This is a genomic window from Alkalihalobacterium alkalinitrilicum, from assembly GCF_002019605.1.
In the GTDB taxonomy this organism is placed as follows: domain Bacteria; phylum Bacillota; class Bacilli; order Bacillales; family Bacillaceae_F; genus Alkalihalobacterium; species Alkalihalobacterium alkalinitrilicum.
The window spans coordinates 2,440,947-2,462,909 of sequence record NZ_KV917368.1; the positions used below are offsets into that span (position 1 = coordinate 2,440,947).

General features: G+C 36.3%; 21 protein-coding genes and 1 tRNA gene. 2 read left to right on the forward strand and 20 right to left on the reverse strand.

The features are described from left to right. Positions 1–101: 101 nt before the first annotated feature. From BK574_RS11455 to BK574_RS11515, 13 genes are all read right to left on the reverse strand, one after another. Positions 102–176, reverse strand: a tRNA-Arg gene (locus tag BK574_RS11455). 184 nt (positions 177–360) lie between these two features. Continuing rightward, positions 361–720: a hypothetical protein gene (locus tag BK574_RS11460; protein ID WP_078428696.1), complete on the reverse strand. Its 360-nt coding sequence runs from the start codon at positions 718–720 to the stop codon at positions 361–363. Between the two features lie 225 nt (positions 721–945). Next, a complete protein-coding gene (locus BK574_RS11465) occupies positions 946–1,368 on the reverse strand; it encodes a BrxA/BrxB family bacilliredoxin (protein WP_075385016.1) in 423 nt (140 codons plus the stop codon). A 150-nt stretch (positions 1,369–1,518) separates the two neighbouring features. Further along, entirely contained in the window at positions 1,519–2,667 is a 1,149-nt protein-coding gene (locus BK574_RS11470) for a metal ABC transporter solute-binding protein, Zn/Mn family (RefSeq protein WP_078428697.1), read from the reverse strand. Between the two features lie 294 nt (positions 2,668–2,961). Next, a complete protein-coding gene (locus BK574_RS11475) occupies positions 2,962–3,447 on the reverse strand; it encodes a hypothetical protein (RefSeq protein WP_078428698.1) in 486 nt (161 codons plus the stop codon). Between the two features lie 141 nt (positions 3,448–3,588). Continuing rightward, complete coding sequence (locus BK574_RS11480) at positions 3,589–4,878, reverse strand: dihydrolipoamide acetyltransferase family protein (protein WP_078428699.1); 1,290 nt, start codon at positions 4,876–4,878, stop codon at positions 3,589–3,591. Positions 4,879–4,895: 17 nt separating this feature from the next. Continuing rightward, positions 4,896–5,879, reverse strand: coding sequence for an alpha-ketoacid dehydrogenase subunit beta (locus tag BK574_RS11485; protein ID WP_075385020.1), 984 nt, complete (start codon positions 5,877–5,879; stop codon positions 4,896–4,898). Between the two features lie 12 nt (positions 5,880–5,891). Next, positions 5,892–6,884, reverse strand: a complete 993-nt coding sequence (locus BK574_RS11490; RefSeq protein ID WP_078428700.1) for a thiamine pyrophosphate-dependent dehydrogenase E1 component subunit alpha — start codon at positions 6,882–6,884, stop codon at positions 5,892–5,894. 14 nt (positions 6,885–6,898) lie between these two features. After that, the gene (gene lpdA / locus BK574_RS11495) at positions 6,899–8,320 is read right to left on the reverse strand and encodes a dihydrolipoyl dehydrogenase (protein ID WP_078428701.1); all 1,422 of its coding nucleotides are present in this window, start codon (positions 8,318–8,320) and stop codon (positions 6,899–6,901) included. After that, complete coding sequence (gene buk, locus BK574_RS11500) at positions 8,321–9,439, reverse strand: butyrate kinase (RefSeq protein WP_078428702.1); 1,119 nt, start codon at positions 9,437–9,439, stop codon at positions 8,321–8,323. Positions 9,440–9,453: 14 nt separating this feature from the next. Then, positions 9,454–10,548 (reverse strand): branched-chain amino acid dehydrogenase, encoded by a 1,095-nt coding sequence (gene bcd, locus BK574_RS11505; protein WP_075385024.1) that lies wholly within the window; start codon positions 10,546–10,548, stop codon positions 9,454–9,456. Positions 10,549–10,567: 19 nt separating this feature from the next. Continuing rightward, positions 10,568–11,482 carry a phosphate butyryltransferase gene (yqiS, locus tag BK574_RS11510; protein WP_078428703.1) on the reverse strand — a complete coding sequence of 305 codons (915 nt, stop codon included), beginning with the start codon at positions 11,480–11,482 and terminating at the stop codon, positions 10,568–10,570. Positions 11,483–11,616: 134 nt separating this feature from the next. Next, positions 11,617–13,686, reverse strand: a complete 2,070-nt coding sequence (locus tag BK574_RS11515; RefSeq protein WP_078428704.1) for a sigma 54-interacting transcriptional regulator — start codon at positions 13,684–13,686, stop codon at positions 11,617–11,619. Between the two features lie 181 nt (positions 13,687–13,867). Here BK574_RS11515 and BK574_RS11520 point away from each other — a divergent pair, with 181 nt between their 5' ends. Beyond that, positions 13,868–14,104 (forward strand): DUF2627 domain-containing protein, encoded by a 237-nt coding sequence (locus tag BK574_RS11520; protein WP_075385121.1) that lies wholly within the window; start codon positions 13,868–13,870, stop codon positions 14,102–14,104. A gap of 117 nt (positions 14,105–14,221) precedes the next feature. On the opposite strand, the gene BK574_RS11525 is transcribed toward BK574_RS11520, so the two are convergent. From BK574_RS11525 to steA, 4 genes are read right to left on the reverse strand one after another with little or no spacing between them, the layout of a single operon-like run. Next, positions 14,222–15,019 (reverse strand): hypothetical protein, encoded by a 798-nt coding sequence (locus BK574_RS11525; protein ID WP_078428705.1) that lies wholly within the window; start codon positions 15,017–15,019, stop codon positions 14,222–14,224. After that, positions 15,020–15,682: a glycosyltransferase family 2 protein gene (locus tag BK574_RS11530; RefSeq protein ID WP_238458010.1), complete on the reverse strand. Its 663-nt coding sequence runs from the start codon at positions 15,680–15,682 to the stop codon at positions 15,020–15,022. Next, entirely contained in the window at positions 15,666–16,133 is a 468-nt protein-coding gene (locus tag BK574_RS11535) for a hypothetical protein (RefSeq protein ID WP_075385029.1), read from the reverse strand. Before BK574_RS11535 ends, BK574_RS11530 begins: the two co-directional genes overlap by 17 nt. Before the next feature lie 2 nt (positions 16,134–16,135). Further along, positions 16,136–17,272, reverse strand: coding sequence for a putative cytokinetic ring protein SteA (gene steA, locus BK574_RS11540; RefSeq protein WP_078428707.1), 1,137 nt, complete (start codon positions 17,270–17,272; stop codon positions 16,136–16,138). A 123-nt stretch (positions 17,273–17,395) separates the two neighbouring features. On the opposite strand from steA, the gene BK574_RS27480 reads away from it, so the two are divergent. Beyond that, complete coding sequence (locus BK574_RS27480; RefSeq protein ID WP_158211628.1) at positions 17,396–17,572, forward strand: hypothetical protein; 177 nt, start codon at positions 17,396–17,398, stop codon at positions 17,570–17,572. Between the two features lie 51 nt (positions 17,573–17,623). On the opposite strand, the gene spo0A is transcribed toward BK574_RS27480, so the two are convergent. From spo0A to recN, 3 genes are all read right to left on the reverse strand, one after another. Next, a complete protein-coding gene (gene spo0A / locus BK574_RS11545) occupies positions 17,624–18,421 on the reverse strand; it encodes a sporulation transcription factor Spo0A (protein ID WP_078428708.1) in 798 nt (265 codons plus the stop codon). Positions 18,422–18,818: 397 nt separating this feature from the next. Further along, a complete protein-coding gene (spoIVB, locus tag BK574_RS11550; protein ID WP_078428709.1) occupies positions 18,819–20,138 on the reverse strand; it encodes a SpoIVB peptidase in 1,320 nt (439 codons plus the stop codon). Positions 20,139–20,261: 123 nt separating this feature from the next. Next, positions 20,262–21,953: a DNA repair protein RecN gene (gene recN, locus BK574_RS11555; RefSeq protein ID WP_078428710.1), complete on the reverse strand. Its 1,692-nt coding sequence runs from the start codon at positions 21,951–21,953 to the stop codon at positions 20,262–20,264. Positions 21,954–21,963 lie beyond the last annotated feature (10 nt).

The window sequence follows — 21,963 nt, forward strand, 5'->3', positions numbered from 1 at the left end:
ATTTATTTGTGTAGCAAAGCTACACAAGGTGCGACTGCCCGTCGCACAAAAAAAGCCTGAAGAAAAATTCTTCAGGCTTAAATGTATGTATTATTAAAAAATGGCGCGCCCACCAGGATTCGAACCCAGAACGCGAGAGCCGAAATCTCGTGTGATATCCATTTCACCATAGGCGCATTTTTTAGCGACAATATTATTATATAGCGAGGTTATTTAAAAGTCAAGATAGAACAAAATATCTTACCAACTATTTTTTACTCTAAAAAATTTTTCTTATCGGATAAATTAGTACCAGGCGCTAGTAACTTACTACTTCATGTTGATTTTACAGTGCGCCTGGATTTATGTTGTTTTTTGCCCTTAGTTAGCTTCGATTGGACCTTCTTCAAACATTTTCTCGAAGCGTTCGTTAATTTGATCATCGTTATACCCATATTTATGTAATCGAACTACAAAATTCTTTGCCCATAGTTCTGTACGTTGAGCCATTTTTTTATATTTTTTAACTAATGCACCTTTAGATTCTTTAGATCTTGCATCAGAATTTGACATTAAATTTTCTACAATAAATAAGGCTTTCCAAACTTCATCTTCATTAAATTGTTCACTACTTTTACTCAGCACATCTAATACTTTTTTATAGTATTGATCAAATTCTTCAAAAGGTATTTCTTCATCCATATTCAAATACCCTTGAATTTGTTTATACAACTCTTCCATGTTGACACCCTTCCTAAACATATTCGGATATTATTATATCACATTTATATATTAGAAAAACACGAATTATCGTTAAGATTAGCTGAATTGATCTTTCAGTTTACTGAAAGGCTTATCAAACTAACATTCCATACGATTGACTCCAAATCAACGATTATTATCAATGTAGAATAATACAGCCTAAAGGATAGAAAACAGGCTGACTTATTCTGTCAGCCTTTAACATCACCTACAATATTGGTCAAAAGCAGCTTCTAATTTTTGGACAACTTCAATTGGTTCATGCCCTTCAATTTCATGACGCTCAACCATCATTTTGATTTCTCCATCTTTTAATAAAGCAAACGAAGGTGAAGATGGGGGATAATCAGTAAAAAATTCTCTAGCTCGTGCAGTTGCTTCCTTATCTTGCCCGGCAAACACCGTAACAAACTGATCTGGTTTATTGTCATAATTCGCCATATATGCTGCTGCAGGACGAGCGATTCCCCCCGCACATCCACAAACCGAATTCACCATTACCAATACAGTTCCTTTTTGACCTAAGGCTTGATCTACTTCCTCAGGTGTAGTCAATTGCTTATAACCAGCATTATCCATATCTTGTCTTGCCATTTGAACAACATCGTTCAAAAAATTAAATTGCATACTTTATCACTCCTTGATGTTGTTTAGTCTGTATTTATTTTACCCGTTTTTTTCAGAACAACCAACTAAAAAGCATTGTAAGTTACTAAATATTTCATCATTGCTAAAGAAATTAAAAAGAACGAGGAACAAACTCCCCGCTCTTTGCTCTTATTGTAAGGCTGTTCTTAATGCTTCAATATTTTTTCTCATTAAACTAAAGTAATCTTCTTCATTATCAACATTTTCTTGAACCAATACTTCTAAGTTATGAATATAGACAGGCTCTGCACCTACTTCATCTTTAACTACTTCAGCCACTTGAGAAGTGAAATTCTGTTCAAACGCTACATGTTTAATGTTGTGCTTTTCAGCATACTCGATAATTTGCTCTAATTGCTTACGAGTTGGCTCATTTGTTGGTGAAAGACCTGAAATTCCCATTTGCTTAATACCGTAACGGTTTTCCCAATAACCAAATCCAGCATGTGACACGATAAATGTATCTTTTTCTACCTCTTCAACCATCGCAGAAAACTCTGCATCAATTGCTTCTAATTCAGTTTTTACGTCGTTAAAATTAGCTTCAAAGACTTCTTGTTGTTCTGGTAACAATTGAACAAGCGTATTTTTAATGTTTTCTGCTAATTGGATCGAAAGAATTGGATCCAACCAAACATGCGGATCTTCATCACCATGGTGGTGGTCATGATGGCCATTCTCTTCTTGCTCGTGATCATGTCCATGCTCTTCTTGCTCGTGGTCATGTCCATGCTCTTCATGCTCGTGGTCATGTCCATGCTCTTCATGCTCGTGATCATGTCCATGCTCTTCATGCTCGTGATCATGTCCATGCTCTTCATGCTCGTGATCATGTCCGTGCTCTTCATGCTCGTGGTCATGGTCGTGAGCATGGTCATGGTCGTATCCTATCAATTCAATTCCTTCAGTTGCTTTTAGTACTAGAACATCTTCATTAGCAACCGTTTCAATGACAGCATCAGCAAAACCTTCCATTCCAGCACCGTTATAAATAAACAAATCACTTTCTGCCACATTAATCATTTCTCTAGCAGTTGGTTCATATGTATGAGCATCAGCACCTACTGGAATTAGATTTGTGACATTAACAAACTCTCCACCAATTTTATTTGTAAAGTTTTCAAGCGGAAATAGTGTTGTAAATACCTCAAGACTTTCTACTTCTTCTATTACTTCTTCTTGTACATTTTCTTCAGACTCCTCTTGTCCCCCACAGGCAGCTAAAAAAGACGATGTTGCTAACATACCTGCAAACAAGCTTACTTTTAGTTTTTTCATGAGTATCCCCTTCCGTAATCATTACGTTTTTCACCTAATGAATTATAACGTAATAATTACGATTTGTAAATTAAAATTTTTTGTCCTTACTAGAAAACATGATTTACCACAAGAATTACGTGAGTTGATGGCTTTTCTTATATTTTATTCTATTATTGCAGTTAAACTTCTTTAAACTATAAAAAAAGCTGACTAATAAGTGTTTGCATCCTTACATGAAAAATAGTAATAGAGTTAACTATATTTCATGCAAGGAAATAATAAAATAACACACTTTCAAGTCAGCTAGTCCAACTAATTTATTATCTCTAACCTTTTCTTATACATTTTGTTTAAGTCTTTTTGTTGTTGAAATACTTTAGGTATTATTTTCTTTAATGCTTTTTCATTCCTCTGTTCTACAGCTTGAACAAACAAAGTTTGAAGTTCTTCATGTTTTTTTAACCACTCTTCTTCAATAACATCACCGTGCATGATTTTCCCACTTTTCATCGCCTCTGAAATCTTTCTTTTCAGTACAGCTTGCTCTTTACTTATATCACGCCAAGCATCTAAATATTCAGGTCTATATTTTTCTGCTAACAATTCATAGTACATGTTTAAATGAGCAGAGAAACCATTGTTAATTAATAAACTCGAGTGTGATCCACAGTCGTTATCCTTCTTTTGTTGACTACCACTACCAATGTCATATGCATAAGTAGCATTTTGACTACTTATCAGTGCTATTACTGAAATGATACATATTAAACCTAATGAAACAACTTTTTTTCTTGTCACCTTTTACACTACTCCTTTTCATTATTATCACGAGTAGAGTGCCCTTTATTACGCCATTTATTCAAGAAAATTACTTTTTTAATTCTGTAAATTCATCTTTTATAATAAAAAAACAAGGGTACCTAAGCACCCTTGTTTTAATTAGTAAATCGAGGTATTTTCTTTGCCGATCTTTTCTAACTTTTCTTTTACACTCGCTAGGAAGCGTCCACAGACAAGCCCATCTAATACACGGTGGTCTAATGATAAACATAAATTAACCATACTACGTACAGCAATCATATCGTTTTCCATTACAACAGGTCGTTTGACAATCGACTCAACAGAAAGAATAGCTGCTTGAGGGTAATTGATAATTGGAGTGGATAAAACAGACCCGAAAGAACCTGTATTATTCACTGTAAATGTGCCTCCTTGCATGTCAGCACCAGACAATTTCCCTGCACGAACCTTTTCTGCTAACTCATTGACTTCGCGAGCAATTCCTTTAATATTTTTTTCATCTGCAAGCTTAATTACAGGAACAAATAATGCATCGTCCGTTGCTACAGCGATTGAGATGTTTATGTCTTTCTTTTGAATAATTTTATCGCCAGCCCACATTGAGTTAAGCTGCGGAAATTCTTTTAATGATTCAACAACAGCTTTAATAAAAAACGGTAAAAATGTAATATTAAATCCTTCTTTTTGTTTAAAATCATTTTTAACTGAATTACGATAGTTAACTAAGTTTGTTACATCAACTTCTACCATTGTCCATGCATGTGGTGCCTCATGTTTGCTTCGAACCATGTTCGCAGCAATTGCTTTACGAACTCCAGAAACAGGGATTTCAATATCACCTGCTGTAACAGGAATATCCACAGAAGAAGTTTCCTTTGTCGGTTTTGACACAGGCGCAGGTGCTGAAACAGATGGAGCAGTTGATTCTTGAACAGAACTAACAGCCGCTTCTGTTTTCGGCTGCGGAATGACACCACTCTCGACAACCGCGAGGATATCTTTACGGGTAATTCGTCCGCCTTTACCTGATCCACTTACTTGTTCAAGATCAATATTGTTTTCTTGTGCTAAACGTAAAACTGCAGGAGAATAACGCTTTTTCTGAGATTGATCACTGTCTACTACTTCAGTAGATTCTGACGATTTCTCTTCTGTTTTACTTGGTTTTTCTTCAGTTGTCGGGGCTGCACCTTCAACTTCAATCGTACAAATGATCGCACCTACTGCTACCGTTTCATCCTCATCCGCTACTAATTCTTGAATAACACCAGTATATGAAGATGGGACTTCTGCATTTACCTTATCTGTCATAACTTCAGCTATAGGATCATACTTGTTCACCTTTTCTCCTGGTTTAACAAGCCATTTACTAATCGTACCTTCTGTAACACTTTCGCCTAGTTGCGGCATTGTAATTTCTGTAGCCATGATTGGACCTCCTTTTCTTAAAACTCTGCTAAATCTCGCATTGCTTTTTCGACTTTATCTGGATTGATCATAAAATATTTCTCCATCGTTGGTGCATAAGGCATAGGAGGTACATCAGGACCTGCTAGACGTCGAATTGGAGCGTCTAAATCAAACAGACATTCTTCTGCGATAATCGCGGAAACCTCACCCATAATACTTCCTTCTTTATTATCTTCTGTTACTAATAGGACTTTTCCAGTTTTCTTAGCTGCTTCCACTATCGCTTCTTTGTCTAATGGATAAACTGTTCGCAAATCAAGGATGTGAGCAGAAATACCGTCTTTTGCTAATTTTTCAGCTGCCTGAAGCGCAAAGTGAACGGACAAACCGTAAGTAATGACAGTGATATCATCACCTTCACGTTTTACATCTGCTTTACCAATCGGAAGTGTGTAATCCTCTTCAGGAACTTCCCCTTTAATTAAACGATACGCTCGTTTATGCTCAAAGAACAATACTGGATCCTTATCACGGATCGCTGCTTTTAATAAACCTTTTACATCATAAGGAGTAGAAGGCATTACAATTTTTAAGCCTGGTGTAGAAGCAAACATTGCTTCTACAGACTGCGAATGATATAAAGCTCCATGAACTCCACCACCGTAAGGAGCACGAATGACCATCGGACAAGTCCAGTCGTTATTTGAACGATACCGAATTTTTGCTGCTTCACTGACAATTTGGTTAACTGCTGGCATGATGAAATCTGCGAACTGGATTTCCGCAACGGGTTTCATACCGTACATTGCAGCACCCACTCCAACTCCCACTATCGCCGATTCAGCTAGAGGTGTATCAATCACTCGCTGTTCACCAAATTGATCATACAAACCTTTTGTCGCACGGAAAACCCCTCCACGTGCACCAACATCTTCTCCTAGGACAAACACTTTGGAATCCCGTTCCATCTCTTCCTTTAACGCTAAAGTCACTGCATCAATGTATGAAATAACTGCCATCGTTTCTCCCCCCTATTCTCCGTAAACATAGTTCATGGCATGCTCTGGGTCAGCATATGGAGCTTGTTCTGCATATTCAGTAGCTTCATTGACCAACACCATGATTCGGTCGTTCATTTCTTTTTCTTTTGCTTCTGTTAATAATCCTAAACCTTTTAAGTACTCCGCAAAAGTGAATACCGCATCCTTCTTCTTCGCTTCTTCTACCTCTTCTTGTGAACGGTATGTGCGATCATCATCATCACTAGAGTGAGGTGTTAATCGATAGGAAACAGTTTCAATTAGAGAAGGTCCTTCTCCTTTTCTACCACGATCAGCAGCTTCTTTTACCGCTGCATATACGGCTATAGGATCATTTCCATCCACAGTTACACCTGGCATTCCGTAACCAATTGCACGGTCGGATACTTTTTCACAAGCTAATTGCTTTTCAATTGGAACAGAAATCGCATACTTGTTATTTTCACACATAAAAATAACTGGTAGCTTATGAACTCCCGCAAAGTTAGCTCCCTCATGGAAATCTCCTTGGTTAGATGAACCTTCACCAAATGTCGTAAACGCTACAAAATCTTTCCCTTCCATTCGTCCACCTAATGCAATCCCTACCGCATGCGGGACTTGTGTTGTTACTGGTGAGGAGCCAGTTACAATTCTGTTGCTCTTTTGACCAAAGTGGCCAGGCATTTGGCGCCCACCTGAGTTTGGGTCCTCCGCCTTAGCAAAGGCAGAAAGCATTAAATCTTTAGCTGTCATCCCAAACGTTAAGACAACTCCCATGTCTCGGTAATATGGTAAAATATAGTCTTTTTCACGATCCAAAGCAAACGCTGCACCTACTTGAGCTGCTTCTTGACCTTGACACGAAATAACAAATGGAATTTTTCCCGAACGATTTAATAACCACATCCGCTCGTCAATTCTCCGAGCTAGTAGCATCATTTCAAACATTTCTAATACCGTATCATCAGATAAACCTAGAGCTTGATGACGATTTTCTGTCATGAAAATCCCTCCTATTATGAATGAATCGCTTTTCCTTCAACCGCTAACGCAGCTTCACCAATAATTTCAGAAAGCGTAGGATGTGGGTGAATTGTATGTGCTACTTCCCAGTTCGACGCATCTAACACTTTGGCTATCGCTGCTTCTGAGATCATATCCGTTACATGAGGTCCAATCATATGAACACCTAGTAAATCATCTGTTTTTTCATCCACAACAAACTTAACAAACCCATCACTTTCTCCAAATACAAGAGCTTTACCAATGGCTTTAAATAGAAACTTTCCTGTTTTTACAGAATAACCTTGTTCTTTAGCATCCGTTTCTGATAACCCTACCGAGGCTACTTCGGGGTGACTGTATATACATTTAGAAACCGTGTTATAGTCGATAGAATCAGGATTTAAACCCGCAATATGTTCAACAGCAACGATACCTTCATGAGACGCAACATGTGCAAGTTGCAAGCCTCCAATTACATCTCCTATTGCATAAATGTGAGATTCTTTTGTTTGGTAAAATTCATTGGTTAAAACAAACCCTTTTTCAACTTGTATATCTGTATTCTCAAGTCCAATCCCTTCCACATTTGCAGCTCGACCAACAGAAACGAGGAGTTTATCAGCAGAAAATGTTTTTTCTTCCCCTTTATGTTCAGCCTTGATCGTAACACCACTCGCTATTTCTAACGTTTCTGGTAACACTTTTGCTCCTGTGACAAATTTAATTCCTTTTTTCTTCATAAGACGTTGTGCCTCTTTTGAAATCTCATGATCTTCGGTCGGTAATATTCGATCACTGTATTCAATGACTGTAATCTCAACCCCAAAATCCGCTAACATGGATGCCCATTCTATACCGATTACACCACCACCAACAATAATCATGGATGTAGGAAGCTCTTCTAATTGCAATGCCTCATCCGAAGTTAATACATACTTTCCATCCGCTTGCATACCTGGTAACATTCTTGGTCTTGAACCTGTAGCAACAAGTACATTTTTCGGAATTAACATTTCATTTTCTTCACCGTTATTCATTTCAACCGAAATCGTTCCTGGAGTGGGCGAGAAAATCGACGGACCTAATATACGACCTGTACCTTCATATATATCAATTTTCCCTTTTTTCATCAGGTGCTGAACTCCATTATGAAGCTGGTCAATAATCGATTGTTTGCGTTCTTGAACTTTTATAAAGTTTAAGGAAACATCACTCGTTTCCACTCCAAAATCGCTCGCTCGCTTTGTCGTTACAAAAACTTCTGCACTTCTTAATAATGCTTTCGAAGGAATACACCCTTTATGTAGGCAAGTTCCACCTAACTTCTCTTTTTCTACTACTGCCGTTTTCAGTCCTAATTGTGCAGCACGTATGGCAGCAACATATCCACCAGTACCTGCCCCAAGGATGACTAAGTCATATTCGTGAGCCATTTATTTACCTCCTAGAATTCCTAATTCGCTGACCATTTGTCCACTAGGATAATGCTTCGCTTTTTCTTCACCATTCATGACACGTATGGCTCCTTTAGCAAGAGCTAACATTTCATCTTCACCAGGGTAAACTAGTATGTCACTAATCCACTCCAACCTTTTCGTAAGTAGTGAAATCAAATGCTGACTAAAGGCTAATCCACCAGTTAAGACGATTCCATTTACTTGCCCATATAAAACAGTACTAGCTGCCCCAACTTCTTTTGCTATTTGGTATACCATCGCTTCAAAATAAAATTCTGCTACTGCATTACCCATATCTATTTGACGTTCAATTTCATGACCGTCCTGAGTACCTAAATAACTTACTAAGCCACCTGCTCCTGACATTTGTTTTAACGCCTGTTCTTTCGTCATTTTTTCTGAGAAACAAAGCTCTATAACTGCACCAGTCGGTAACGTTCCAGCTCTTTCAGGTGAGAAGGGCCCTTCGCCATATAATCCATCATTGACATCAATGACACGCCCTTCTTTATGAACACCAACTGTAATTCCTCCACCCATATGAACGACAATCAAATTCAGTTCTTCATACTTCTTTCCCATATCTCTAGCAACAAGCCGCGCTGTAGCTTTTTGATTTAATGCATGAAAAATACTTTTACGCTCTATCCCTTGGAGACCTGAAACTTTCGCAATTTCATCCATTTCATCAACAACTACAGGATCAACGATAAACGCTGGAATATTTAACTGGTTTGCTATTTCATGAGCTATAATTCCACCGTAGTTTGAAGCATGCCAACCAGAATAACCATTTTTTAAATCCTCTAGTAATCGTTCATTAATAGAGTACGTGCCACTCGGAATAGATTGAACAAGACCGCCACGACCAACAACCGCATCTAATTTTGAAAGGTTAATACCTTCTTCATCTAAAGTACTTAACACCATTTGCTTTCGAAAATTATACTGTTCTTGAACAGTTAATAACGATTGAATTTCAGTTAAACTATGTTCAATCTTCGTCGTAAACAACGGGGTATATCCCTCGTAAATTGCAATCTTTGTCGAAGTAGATCCAGGATTAATTACTAAAACTCTTTTACGATCTTCCATCTGTTCCACCTAACTTATCTACGACTTAAAATATGTTGGCCATTTTGCAAAAATTGTTTTCTTGAATTTCTCATTCTTCTAATTCGCTCTTCCGCCATACGATCTGCCGCTAGGTATGTTGGAATTTTATCACGACTAGAAATTTCGATGACTTTTTCTATGTTTTCATATATACCTTCTACCTTTTTCATCGCACGATCTCTATTATAGCCATACAATTCATCAGCAACGTTAATGACACCACCTGCATTAATAACATAATCAGGCGCATAAACAATTCCCATTTCATGAATGAGGTCGCCGTGTCTCGTTTCTTTTAATTGATTATTTGCTGCACCAGCAATCACTTTTGCTTTTAACTTAGGAATCGTTTGATCATTGATGATCGCCCCAAGCGCACAAGGAGCAAAAATATCACACTCTACTTCATATATATCATTTATATCTACTGCTTTGGCATCGAATTCCTCGACGACGCGTTGTACAGCTTCCTTATTAATATCTGTAACAATTAATTTTGCACCTTCTTCATGAAGGTGACGACAAAGGTTATATGCAACGTTTCCAACGCCTTGGACTGCCACGGTTTTACCTTCTAAAGAATCCGTTCCAAAACCAGCTTTTGCCGCAGCTTTCATTCCTACATATACTCCATAGGCCGTTACTGGAGAAGGATTTCCTGATGATCCAAACGCAGGAGAAATTCCAGTAACATAATTTGTCTCTTCATGAATGAGGTCCATATCTGCTACAGTAGTTCCAACATCCTCAGCTGTAATATAACGACCATTCAACCCTTGAATAAAACGCCCAAATGCACGAAACATCTCTTCGTTTTTATCCTTACGAGGATCACCAATAATGACCGTTTTTCCACCGCCTAAATTTAATCCCGCTGCGGCATTTTTATAAGTCATTCCACGAGCTAACCGAAGCGCGTCTTCAAAAGCTGCTTCTTCACTTTCGTACATCCACATTCTCGTTCCACCTAATGCTGGTCCGAGTGTTGTATCGTGGATTGCGATAATTGCTTTTAGTCCCGAATCTTTATCTTGACAAACAACAACCTGTTCATAATTATATAATTCCATATACTTAAAAAGTTCCATTTTGTTTCCTCCTAGTATGCTATTTGACTAAAACTTTTTCAGTACGAATTGCAGTTAATGCAAATGCAATTGAGTACACTTTATTTAAAGTTGAATCTGATCTTGAGGATAATACAATCGGTGCTTTAGCGCCTGTAATAAATCCTCCGACATTCGCCTTCCCAAAATAAACCAAAGATTTATAAAGAATATTCCCTATTTCTAAAGTCGGCACTAGTATAATATCCGTCTCTCCTGCAACCTCTCCTGCAATCCCTTTATATTGAGCCGCATCTTTTGAGATCGCATTATCTAACGCAAGAGGGCCATCTACTAAGCAATTTTTGATTTGCCCTCTTCGGTTCATTTGTGTTAAAACTGCTGCATCAACGGTTGACTGCATATCTGGATTGACCACTTCGACAGCTGCAACAGGAGCCACTTTAGGTAACTCCAATCCAACACTTCGTGCAACTTCAACAGAGTTATTTATAATTTGCACTTTTTGTTCAAGTGTTGGAGCAACATTCATAGCCGAATCCGTAATAAATAACAACCGATCATAATCAGGAATATCAAAAGCCGCTACGTGTGAAAATAATTTACCTACTCTTAATCCATAGTCTTTATTTAAAACAGCCTTTAAGAGAACGGAAGTAGGTACCATTCCTTTCATTAACACATCAGCTTTCCCATGAAAAACAGCCTTAACCGCTTCCTGCGCCGACAGTTCAGCATGCTCTGTCGATATGATCTCAACATGTTTAAAATTCATCCGTTTTTGTTCCATTAATTGACGAATTTTTTCTTCATTACCGAACAACATAAATGAAGCTAGATTTAAACGAACAGCTTCATCTACAACTGTCATCATTCGTTCATCATCCGCAGCAGCAACTGCAACTATTTTTTTAGGGAAATCAGCCACCCTAGACATCATTTTCTTTAGTAACATACCCTCTTTCCCTTCCTTCTCTCTTTCTCAAATTTACTATTGCAAGAACCATGCCAAAACAAATATCCTGAAAGCGCTTTATTTTACAGAAATTACGATAATGAAAGTATGCAGTATTTTTCATACTGCGCAAGTTATTGCATGAAGTTTTTTTCAATTTGGTGTTTTTCCATTTTATAATATAAGTTTCTTACTGACAAACCTAATGACTTTGCTGTTGCTGTCTTATTCCAGTTACACAAATTTAAAGTATCTATAATTATTCTTTTTTCAAACTTCTCTACTTGTTTAGCTAACGTTTCAACTGTTAAAGACTCTTCTGATTTCCTTTCTATGTTTACTGTTGCTTTTTCAATTGTTGGTAAATGCTGAAAATGCTTTGTTTCAATAACATGTTCGTTTAGTGTCATATAAATCATCGCTCGACCAAGTACATTTTCAAGCTCTCTTACGTTTCCAGGCCAATCATATTTATTGATCAACTCAAGGGCATCATTAGAAATAAGTTCAACAGCTCTACCATAATCTTGATTTAACTTTTGAAGTAAATGTAAACAAAGTTGAGGTAAATCTTCCTTTCGTTCTCTTAGCGGTGGAATAAAAATAGGCATTTTATTTAACCTATAATATAAATCCTCTCTAAAAGTATGATCATTCATACCTTTTTCTAAATTTACATTTGTTGCAGCGATTACACGTACATCAATTGAAATTGGCTTAGTACCTCCAACTCTAACAATTTCTTTCTCCTGTAAGACTCTTAAAAGTTTAGCTTGCATATTTCCCGACAACTCACCAATTTCGTCAAGAAAAATACTTCCCTTATTCGCTTCTTCAAAAAGACCACGCTTTCCCCCACGTTTCGCACCCGAAAAAGCACCTTCTTCATAACCAAATAATTCACTTTCAAGTAGTGTCTCTGATATCGCAGCACAATTCACACGAATAAATTTATTATATTTACGTTCACTCTCATTATGTATAGCATGGGCGAATAACTCTTTACCTGTCCCTGACTCTCCTCGCAATAAAATTGTTGCAGGAGTAGTTGCAGCTAACTTGGCTTGTTCAATAGCCACTTTCACTTCTTCTGAATCACCGATAATATCATCAAACGTGTATTTTGCTTCTAACGTTCGAATAATTTGCCTTGCACGTTGTAATTGATCTGTTAATGATTTTATTTCAGACGTATCGTGAATGACACCAACACTTCCTTTTAATTTTCCATCAACAATAACAGGAGCTACATTTACTAAGACATCTTTTCGTTTAGGACCTACTGTCATTTGTACGCCCCTGACGGCTTTTCTCGTTTTGAGGACATGCATATGCATGCTTTCTCCTTCGTATATGTCAGCAGTGGCTGGTTTGCCAATAACGTCCTCTGGAAGTAGACCTGTTAAACGTGAATAGGCAGGGTTAATCATAATACCTAGACCTTGTTCATCAACAACTGAAATTGCGTCATCAGACGAATGAATAATTGCTTTTAACATCGTTTGAATACTTTTTAAATTAGTTACTTCTTCTGCCATCTGAACGATTTCGGTAATATCTCTAAAAACAGCTAATGCCCCAATCATTTGTTCTCCACAAATCAACGGAACACGCGTAGTAATAATTTTCCTCCCATTATCCAATAGTTGTTCTTGATTCGTTTCTTCCATTTTTGTATGTATAACCCTGGGTAAGTGACTTGAAGGTAATACATCCTCTATTCTTTTTCCAATGGCTGTCTTGGCATTAATATCCGCCATTTTACCTGCAGCTTCATTAAATAATGTCACTTCACAATCCATATTAATGGCGATCATTCCATCGTGCGTCGAATTGAGAATCGTTTCTTGTACAGTTCCATGTTCTTTCATATAAGATATGAATTTTTCTTTTTCATCAATTAATTGAAATATAAAGTTTGCTATCGTCCCTGAGATGATCGTCGTTTCACTAGGGCAAAACTGTTTTATTTCTTCAATTAAATTATTTTGATCCGTCGCTTCAATGACAATATCTATATTTTGATTAATTATATTTTTCCAGTTTGTATCTGTTTGAATATTATTTTTTACTGCAAATTGAATACCAGGTGCTTTTCTATTAATATCTGATACAGCTACTACTTCCATTTTCCTCGTTTCCATTAGTAGCTTCAATAGCGCTGTACCACCTCTCCCAGCACCGATGATCACGACTTTTTTCATATTACTTCCCCCTTTAAGGAATCGTTCCCACACACAACTATTACTGAAACTGAGAAAACTTGCAACTGATTACTTGGACATCATGGTATAATCATTTAGAATAAATAACAAAGAGGCTGTACGTTTGCATCTAGTTTGTAAACTACATCATTATCGATTTAAATATGAAAGGATAATTCCTATGCAACGATTTATTGCATTAATGATTTTAGTTATTCCAGCCGTTATAGCAGGATACGGGATTAAACTGATGCGCGATACCGTTTTTCAAATTCTCCATATACCTTATTTCTCGTTATGGTTTCAATTTATAGCAGGTCTCATTCTTTGTATACTTGGTATTGCGTTTATCGGCGGGTTTATTTTTCATCGTGATCGAAAAAATAATAAAATAGCCCCTCGTTTTCAAAAAAAATAAAAAAGAAGTTGAACAGGAATTATTCTCCCTTGTAAAACGATGTATAGAGGTGAAGTATAACCGTAGCTCTATATATCGTTTTCATAGGAGTATACAGCACCTGCATCAACCTCTTTATTACTTAATAGACAATCCCCACTGATCAACGATTTTCATTAAAGGATGTTTTTCAATCCACTTCGTAAACGAAATCTTCTCAGCAACAATCGTTAATAAAACTAACAACGATATTACAATATATTGTTGTTGAACCGTTGTATGGGAAACGGTAATAATTGCAAGTATACCTCCCATCAACGTAGCTCCATTATCTCCTAACATCGCTACTGCATGGCCTTCTAAAACATAAAAAATAAATAAAAATGTTAACAGAAACAAGTAATATGAAAACGGCACATTTACCACAACATAAGGTAAAAAAATCGGAATATGTAGCAAAGTCACTTTCCAAACTCGAAGTGGCCTTGTATCAAATAAGTTCATTACATGAGGCGTCAATATCAAGATCAACGAATATCTCACCCATTGCTCTATTGTTGATGGGGCAAGTAATAAAATCCATAAATAAGTCAATATTAAAGTGGATGTTAATTTCAATAACGCTGTACTAAACGTACCTTCTTTAATAAAAGCACGAATATGACCTTTTAGCCCCTTTATTTGTTTATCACCGATCATATCATCAATAAGTCCAACTAACCATAATCCTAATAAATACACTATACTTACTCCACTAAACAACTGAATTTCCCACTGCGAAAAAATAGCAAAAATAAAATAACTATATAATACAAACGATCCGATACTATAAGGAACAGATTTTTGTAGAAAATTGATTGTAATCCAGTTCATCCGCGTAAAAAAAACCATTGTAGCAATTGCAACTAAAGGTAAAGTAAATGATAAAAAAATCATTTAACCACCTCTCACTACTGCTTTAATATCGAACCATTGCTTTCCACGATGGAAAATCCCACTTAAATTCTTCCCTGTATACCTGTGGGTAATTTGTGTATCCACTTCAACTAATTGTGCACCTGCATTCAATAAGTCTATTGTCATGGCTAATTCAATTCCAAATCCACTATAATCTTTGCTTAACAGCGTCATTAACCACTTACGGCGAAAGGCACGTTGTCCTGATAACGGTGCAGTTAACCACTTTCCTGTTTTTTGATAAATAACATTTTGAGCTTTTCTTTTCACAAATCCAAAGCCTCTCGTTTTAGCTGGAGGAAGCGTTCCTATAACAACATCAATAAAAGGGTAGTTTAACGGTGATAATAATTTAATACCTTCTCTTGCTGATGTTCCAATATCAGCGTCTAAACATACAATATACTCTCCTCGAGCTTGTTCCCAACCTGCTTTTAAAGCTTGACCTTTTCCTTTATTGTGACTAAAGTGGATAGTTGTATCACTATATTTTTCACATATTTCACCCGTCGCATCGATACTCCCATCATTTACTGTTATAACTTCTTTTACCCATGTTTGTTCCTTTAATGTCCTTAACGTTTTTTCAATCCTCTCTTGCTCATTAAATGCAGGGACGACAACACTAGCTTGAATGTCCATGAGTATAATTTTCTCCTTTAACTCGTAATAAGGATAAATAAAAGTTTTGTACATCGATCTCATGAATAGGGATTGCTTCTAAAGTCATTTGTGGACCGTCATATTCTTTATACCATTCGTTCCCTAAAGAAATTAGGATACCATCAGCCTCAAGTATCGGCTCTACTCCCATTTCAATCAATTTAACCTCTGCACCAATCTCTTCTAATAAAAAAGCCAATTTACTATATGATTCATCCTCAGAGGGAATGTATAGAGGAGTTGAGCCCATTTCTTCAGCAACAAAGGATAACCACCCTTCTCTTTCTGATTTTAATAAAGCATTCTCTGATTGAAGTTGGTTGAAGTAAATAGCCTGTTGTTCACTCAACCAGTCTTTATCAATAACAACACCAATCAAAACGCCAAATAATAGTGTTGTTATTAAAATAAAAGGATGCTGAAATCTCATTTCTACACTCCACCTCCTGCCTTTACCCAATTCCATAAAACCATGATAAGTAATTGAACTTTAGAACTTGATGTCATGAATAACAACGCAGCGAAACTACCTGCTATCGGAAATAACGGCAGAGAATACTCACTCTTTTTTAATTCCAATCGATGAATTCCTTTCAGATCAACAATCCGATGACCTGCTTGCATTCGGGTCAAAAGGGTTGCTCCCATACCTTTTCTTCCTTTATCTAGGAAATCATTCATGGAGTTATGGCCGCCAACTAAGTAGATAACGGTTGCATTAGCCCAATATGAAAAAATAATCGCAACATCTTCACTCGTTCCAACAAACGAAACCTTTTCACAACGTAGCCCGAGATTACAAACACGGTCATACCCTGGAGAAACACCATTTAAATATCCGTGCGCAATAAGGTTCGCTCCCGATCTAAGTAATTTTTCACTAACTGAATCCATGTCACCGATAATATAATTAGGTATAATTCCTAATTCAGCTAAGCCATCCGCTGCACCATCAACCGCAATTATTGGAAGTTTCTTTCTTTTAATTCTTGGCAAAAGAGTTTGAAGGTCTTTTTTATATTTTGTTCCTCTAACTACGATCACAACTTCTTTTCCATTCAAGTCTTTAAATGGTTGATTACTTACGTTCGCATTTATAAATTCAGGGAGTTCTTTATCAGCAAAAGCAAGTGAGTTATTAACAAACTCATTGTATAATTCATTTACATGAAATGATGAAAGTTTAATTAACTCCTTTACCCATTTAATGGTATATTTGAAAACTTTGGCAACTTTTCTCCATTGAGTTTCATCCCTAACATATAGGTCCAAATTTATGAACTTTATCTTTGATCGGTGTAGGTTAATATTATGATCATATATTTCGACAATATCAAAAACAGGTATTTGGGCTTTTAACAACTCTAATACCCCGTGATGATCATAGCGGCCCGTCATAGAACGTTTCATGTTTAGCACCGCTTTAACTTTTTTATCCACTAATCCATCTGCTGCAGTACAATCGATATCTTCATGATGCAGTAAAGCGATACTTCGTTGTGGAATGACTTTCACTAAATCTTTCGTTATTTGTCCTTCATAACAAACACCACGCAGGAACCGATTCATACTTCATACCCCTCGTGTCTTTTTTTGATAGTATGTTCCAAAAAGGCAAATTTCAACCATACCTTAATGTGTATAAGGTAAAAGTGAGCAGGGAAAAATAAAAAGGATCTTGGAGGTGAAAAAATGTTTCAATTTTTACACGAAAGCAACGATCGAAGAGTTTATCAAGCGGAATATTGTGATGAAAGATATTTAATTACTTACAATTCGAAAACAGATGAAATTGAACATGTGGCACCCATGCTCGGAACAGATGCAATTGTTCACTTATTTAAAAATTATATACACGAAAACCGCTAAAAGAGGCAACCACGTATGGTTAGCCTCTTTATCTTATTATTTCTGATCTTTTCAACTAACTTTATGTTCAATCCTTAACTTATCAGCAACCATTGCAATAAATTCAGAGTTGGTCGGTTTTGCCTTTGTATGGCTCACTGTGTAACCGAATAACGACGAAATCGAATCAATGTTTCCTCGACTCCACGCAACTTCGATTGCGTGGCGGATCGCACGCTCTACACGACTTGCTGTTGTATTAAATTTCTTAGCAATATCTGGATATAAAACTTTAGTAATAGAACCTAACAGTTCAATATCATTATACACCATTGTAATAGCTTCTCTTAAATACATATACCCTTTTATATGTGCTGGGACCCCTATTTCATGAATGATATTTGTAATACTTGCATCAAGATTAAATTCTTTTGTCACTGTCTGTTTTAGTGCAGACTGTTGATATGAAACCGTTTTTTGAATGAAATGTTGTTTTTGACCACTCATATCGCGAATATTGGAAATCAACGTATCCATATCGAATGGTTTTAAAATATAATATGAAGCACCTAAATCAACTGCTTTCTTCGTTACATCTTCTTGTCCAAAAGCTGTTAACATAATAATATTTGTTTTTTTCTTGAGCCCTAATTGATTCAATTTCTCTAATACTGCCAAACCATCTAAATGAGGCATAATTATATCTAGAATAAGTACATCTGGTTGTTTTTCTTCTACAATTTTTAAACACTCTTGACCATTGTAAGCAAAACCTACTACTTCCATGTCGTCTTGAGCAGAAATATACTCATTTAATAAACCAACTAACTCTCGGTTATCATCTGCTATACATACTTTAACCTTTTGCACACGACGTCCTCCTCAACTTCTATAGTAATAAAATAATGTCCAAAGTTTATATTCCACACAATAATTTCGACACTTTTACTAAAACTCCTTTAAAAATTATAAAATTCATCTAAAAATATTGTTTTTTATTCATGAAATACGTTATAATATAAAATTCGCTATAATTCGATTTAACAAGCTAAAGCACAATGAATTTTTGTCGAATAATCTTTTTTGCCGTTTTTATTTATAATACAGTTACAGTATATGTCTTCATTCCCGTATTATTAATGTATCATAAATAAATTGTAAGATATAGACGATTTTTGATAAAGAACATAAATATAATTACTGTTAATGATTTCCGAAGTCTTGAATTGAGGGAATTACTGTTGTTGTGGAAAAAAAAAAGACGAGCTTAGCTCGCCTTTGCAGTCCCATCTTTTTGTTTATAAATGTCAATTCCAGCTTCTTGTAACATCCACTCAATATGACAGCCATATCCAGAGGTTGGATCATTTACAAATACATGAGTAACTGCACCTACGATCTTTCCATCTTGGATGATTGGGCTACCACTCATGCCTTGAACAATACCACCAGTTGCTTCAATTAATTTTTTATCTGTTACTTTAATAACGAGACCTTTTGTCGCTGGATATTTTTGAGGGGTTGAGCTAATTATTTCAATATCATACTCTTGAACTTTTTCTCCTTCAACCACCGTTAATATTTTCGCAGGGCCTTCTTTTACTTGTGACGATAAAGCAATTGGCATGGCTTGATCATGTAACTCATTCTTCACTTGCTTTGGTTGTGTTAGTTCTCCAAATATTCCAAAAGAACTATTCTTAGTAATACTACCTAAAATATTTCGTTGGTCTGAAAAGCTCGCTAATTTTTCACCTGGATCTCCATTACTCCCTTTTTCAATCGATGTTACCGACGATCGAATTATTTGTCCGTCATGAACAACAATTGGCTTTTTCGTATCAACATCTGAAATGACGTGGCCTAATGCACCATACTTTTTCGTTATTGGGTCAAAGAAAGTTAAAGTTCCAACCCCCGCTGCTGAATCACGAATATACAGTCCTAAACGGTATGAACTTTCTCCCTTTGCCTTTAACGGTAATAACTTTTTTTGCATCGTTTTCTTATCTCGCTTTACTTGAATATCAAGTTCTTTACCTTTTTCGCCAGCTTCTTGAACAAAAGCTGCCACTTGACTCATTCTTGTTATTTTTTCTCCATTTATTTCTGTAATCATATCTCCTACGAGAATGTCAGCAATTTCTCCTGGCGACTGTTCACCATTTTCAGTTTGTATTAGATGATGACCTACAACTAATACTCCATCTGTATTTAGTTTCACTCCTATTGATTGGCCCCCAGGAACGACTTTCACCTCTGGTAAAACTTTTACGTCCACCTTCTTAGTCGGTAAAGACCCAGACTGAATTGTCACCTCACCATCCCCTTGCCCTTGAGCTAAAACAGTGATAGCTTGTTCTTCTTCATGTTCGGTTACATTAAACATGAAATGATCTTGATTAGATTGAGCTGTGAGATGTCCTAATTCAGGAGATTGCTTCACGATTTGTTCTTCCACTCCTTCAAAAATGACAACTTGAGAAGGAATGCTTATCCATTCTTGTACTGGTTTATAAAAGCCAATACCGATGACAAAAACAAGGAGAATTGTTCCTATAATTTTTCTAATTTGTTCTGAATACAATTATTTCACTCTCCTCGCTCCTTACACACACCTCCATGTTTGCTGTATTACTAATGTTGCCTTGTTTCGTGTCATTTATAACTGATGTTTTAAATAAAAAGCCAGCCTTATTTGGCCGACTTATCATGTTTTGGTTTTTAATTTTTTAGCAAGGAGTAATAATTCGTTTGCATGTTCACGTGTAAGTTCAGTAACTTCAACTCCAGAGATCATTCTTGCTATTTCATTAATTTTTTCTGATTCTGAAAGCTGCCTTACATTTGTTTTCGTTCTTTCCTCTATTTGCTGTTTTGAAATAAATAAATGTTGATCAGACATGGCGGCCACTTGGGGAAGATGAGTAATGCATAACACTTGAGACTTTTCTGAAATTTTATTGATTTTTTCTGCAATTGCTTGAGCTACTCGACCACTAACCCCAGTATCCACTTCATCAAAAATTAACGAAGTAATGCCTTGTCCTGATGAGAAAATAGTCTTCATTGCTAGCATAATTCTAGAGATTTCTCCCCCTGATGCCACTTTAGATAGTGGTTTTAATGGTTCTCCAGGGTTAGGAGAAAGAAAAAATTCAGCCACATCCACACCTTCTTCAGTAAATCGACCATTTGGTAATACTTTAAGTTCAACTGCAAATTTTGTTTTTTCCATGTAAAGTGCTTGTAATTGTTCATGAACAGCATCGCTCAACTGTAATGCTGTTTGTTTTCGAATTTGAGATAATGCCTTTGCTTCTACTTCAAGATCTAATACGATTGCATTTAATTCTTTTTGTAAATTTTGTATACGGTCATCTTTATTTACGAGGGTATCCAGTTCATCTTCTACGTTTGCAGCATATTCTAAAATTTCATCAACGGTTGGACCATATTTCTTTTTTAACAAACTAATTTCATTTAAGCGGCTTTCAATGAGTTCAAGACGATGGGGATCAAATTCCAACTGTTCAAAATGATGGCTTAATGTAAATGAAACTTCTTCCAGTAAGTAATAACAATTAGAAACCGTCTCAACAAGTGATTGAAAATCTGGGTCAATTCCGACTGCTTCTTCCACATGACTTAAAGTATTATGTATCCAGTCGAGACCTTTCCCTTCACCATAAAGACTATTATAGCTTGCATGAAGTGCTTTATAGAGCTTTTCATTATTACTCAATTTAAACTTTTCATTTAAGAGGTCACTGTCTTCATGAGGACTTAAATTAGCTTTTTCAATTTCATTCAATTGATATTGAATTAAATCTAGACGATGGGCTAACTCTTGCTCATTTTTGTTCATTTGCTCTAACTGTTGTTTAACACTCATATATTTTTTGTAAAGTGTTTGATACTCACTTTTTGTCAACTCCAATTTATTTTTTGCATAACTGTCCAAGTAGGATATATGTCTTTCTTGTTGGAGTAACGTCTGATGTTCATGTTGCCCATGAATATCCACTAATGTTTGGCCAATTTCCCTAATAATCCCAAGAGTTACAAGTTTTCCATTTAACCGACAAATGCTCTTCCCATTCGTCGTTAAATCTCTTCGAACTATAATCATACCTTCTTCAACTTCAATTCCAAGGGCTTTCGCTTTTTCAATGACAGGGTGGTCTTGGTCAATTGAAAACAAACCTTCAATCTCGGCCCGGTTTGCCCCGTATCTAATAAATTCGGTTGAACCCCTTCCACCAACTAATAAGCCTATTGCATCAATGATAATTGATTTTCCTGCCCCTGTTTCACCTGTAAGTACAGTCAACCCTTTATTTAATGAAACCGTTAATTCATCAATTATTGCAAAATTTTTGATGGACAATTCTACAAGCATATTTTTTCAC

Bases quoted from the DNA above. Each gene is read 5' to 3' on its own strand.
- yqiS (WP_078428703.1), bottom strand. From the start codon at position 11,482: ATGTTACTAAAGAAAATGATGTCTAGGGTGGCTGATTTCCCTAAAAAA.
- BK574_RS11465 (WP_075385016.1), bottom strand. From the start codon at position 1,368: ATGCAATTTAATTTTTTGAACGATGTTGTTCAAATGGCAAGACAAGAT.
- BK574_RS11530 (WP_238458010.1), bottom strand. From the start codon at position 15,682: ATGGACATTCAAGCTAGTGTTGTCGTCCCTGCATTTAATGAGCAAGAG.
- BK574_RS11480 (WP_078428699.1), bottom strand. From the start codon at position 4,878: ATGGCTACAGAAATTACAATGCCGCAACTAGGCGAAAGTGTTACAGAA.
- BK574_RS11460 (WP_078428696.1), bottom strand. From the start codon at position 720: ATGGAAGAGTTGTATAAACAAATTCAAGGGTATTTGAATATGGATGAA.
- bcd (WP_075385024.1), bottom strand. From the start codon at position 10,548: ATGGAACTTTTTAAGTATATGGAATTATATAATTATGAACAGGTTGTT.
- lpdA (WP_078428701.1), bottom strand. From the start codon at position 8,320: ATGGCTCACGAATATGACTTAGTCATCCTTGGGGCAGGTACTGGTGGA.
- BK574_RS11470 (WP_078428697.1), bottom strand. From the start codon at position 2,667: ATGAAAAAACTAAAAGTAAGCTTGTTTGCAGGTATGTTAGCAACATCG.
- BK574_RS11520 (WP_075385121.1), top strand. From the start codon at position 13,868: ATGCAACGATTTATTGCATTAATGATTTTAGTTATTCCAGCCGTTATA.
- recN (WP_078428710.1), bottom strand. From the start codon at position 21,953: ATGCTTGTAGAATTGTCCATCAAAAATTTTGCAATAATTGATGAATTA.
- BK574_RS11535 (WP_075385029.1), bottom strand. From the start codon at position 16,133: ATGAGATTTCAGCATCCTTTTATTTTAATAACAACACTATTATTTGGC.
- steA (WP_078428707.1), bottom strand. From the start codon at position 17,272: ATGAATCGGTTCCTGCGTGGTGTTTGTTATGAAGGACAAATAACGAAA.
- BK574_RS11515 (WP_078428704.1), bottom strand. From the start codon at position 13,686: ATGAAAAAAGTCGTGATCATCGGTGCTGGGAGAGGTGGTACAGCGCTA.
- BK574_RS11485 (WP_075385020.1), bottom strand. From the start codon at position 5,879: ATGGCAGTTATTTCATACATTGATGCAGTGACTTTAGCGTTAAAGGAA.
- buk (WP_078428702.1), bottom strand. From the start codon at position 9,439: ATGGAAGATCGTAAAAGAGTTTTAGTAATTAATCCTGGATCTACTTCG.
- BK574_RS11525 (WP_078428705.1), bottom strand. From the start codon at position 15,019: ATGATTTTTTTATCATTTACTTTACCTTTAGTTGCAATTGCTACAATG.
- BK574_RS27480 (WP_158211628.1), top strand. From the start codon at position 17,396: ATGTTTCAATTTTTACACGAAAGCAACGATCGAAGAGTTTATCAAGCG.
- BK574_RS11490 (WP_078428700.1), bottom strand. From the start codon at position 6,884: ATGACAGAAAATCGTCATCAAGCTCTAGGTTTATCTGATGATACGGTA.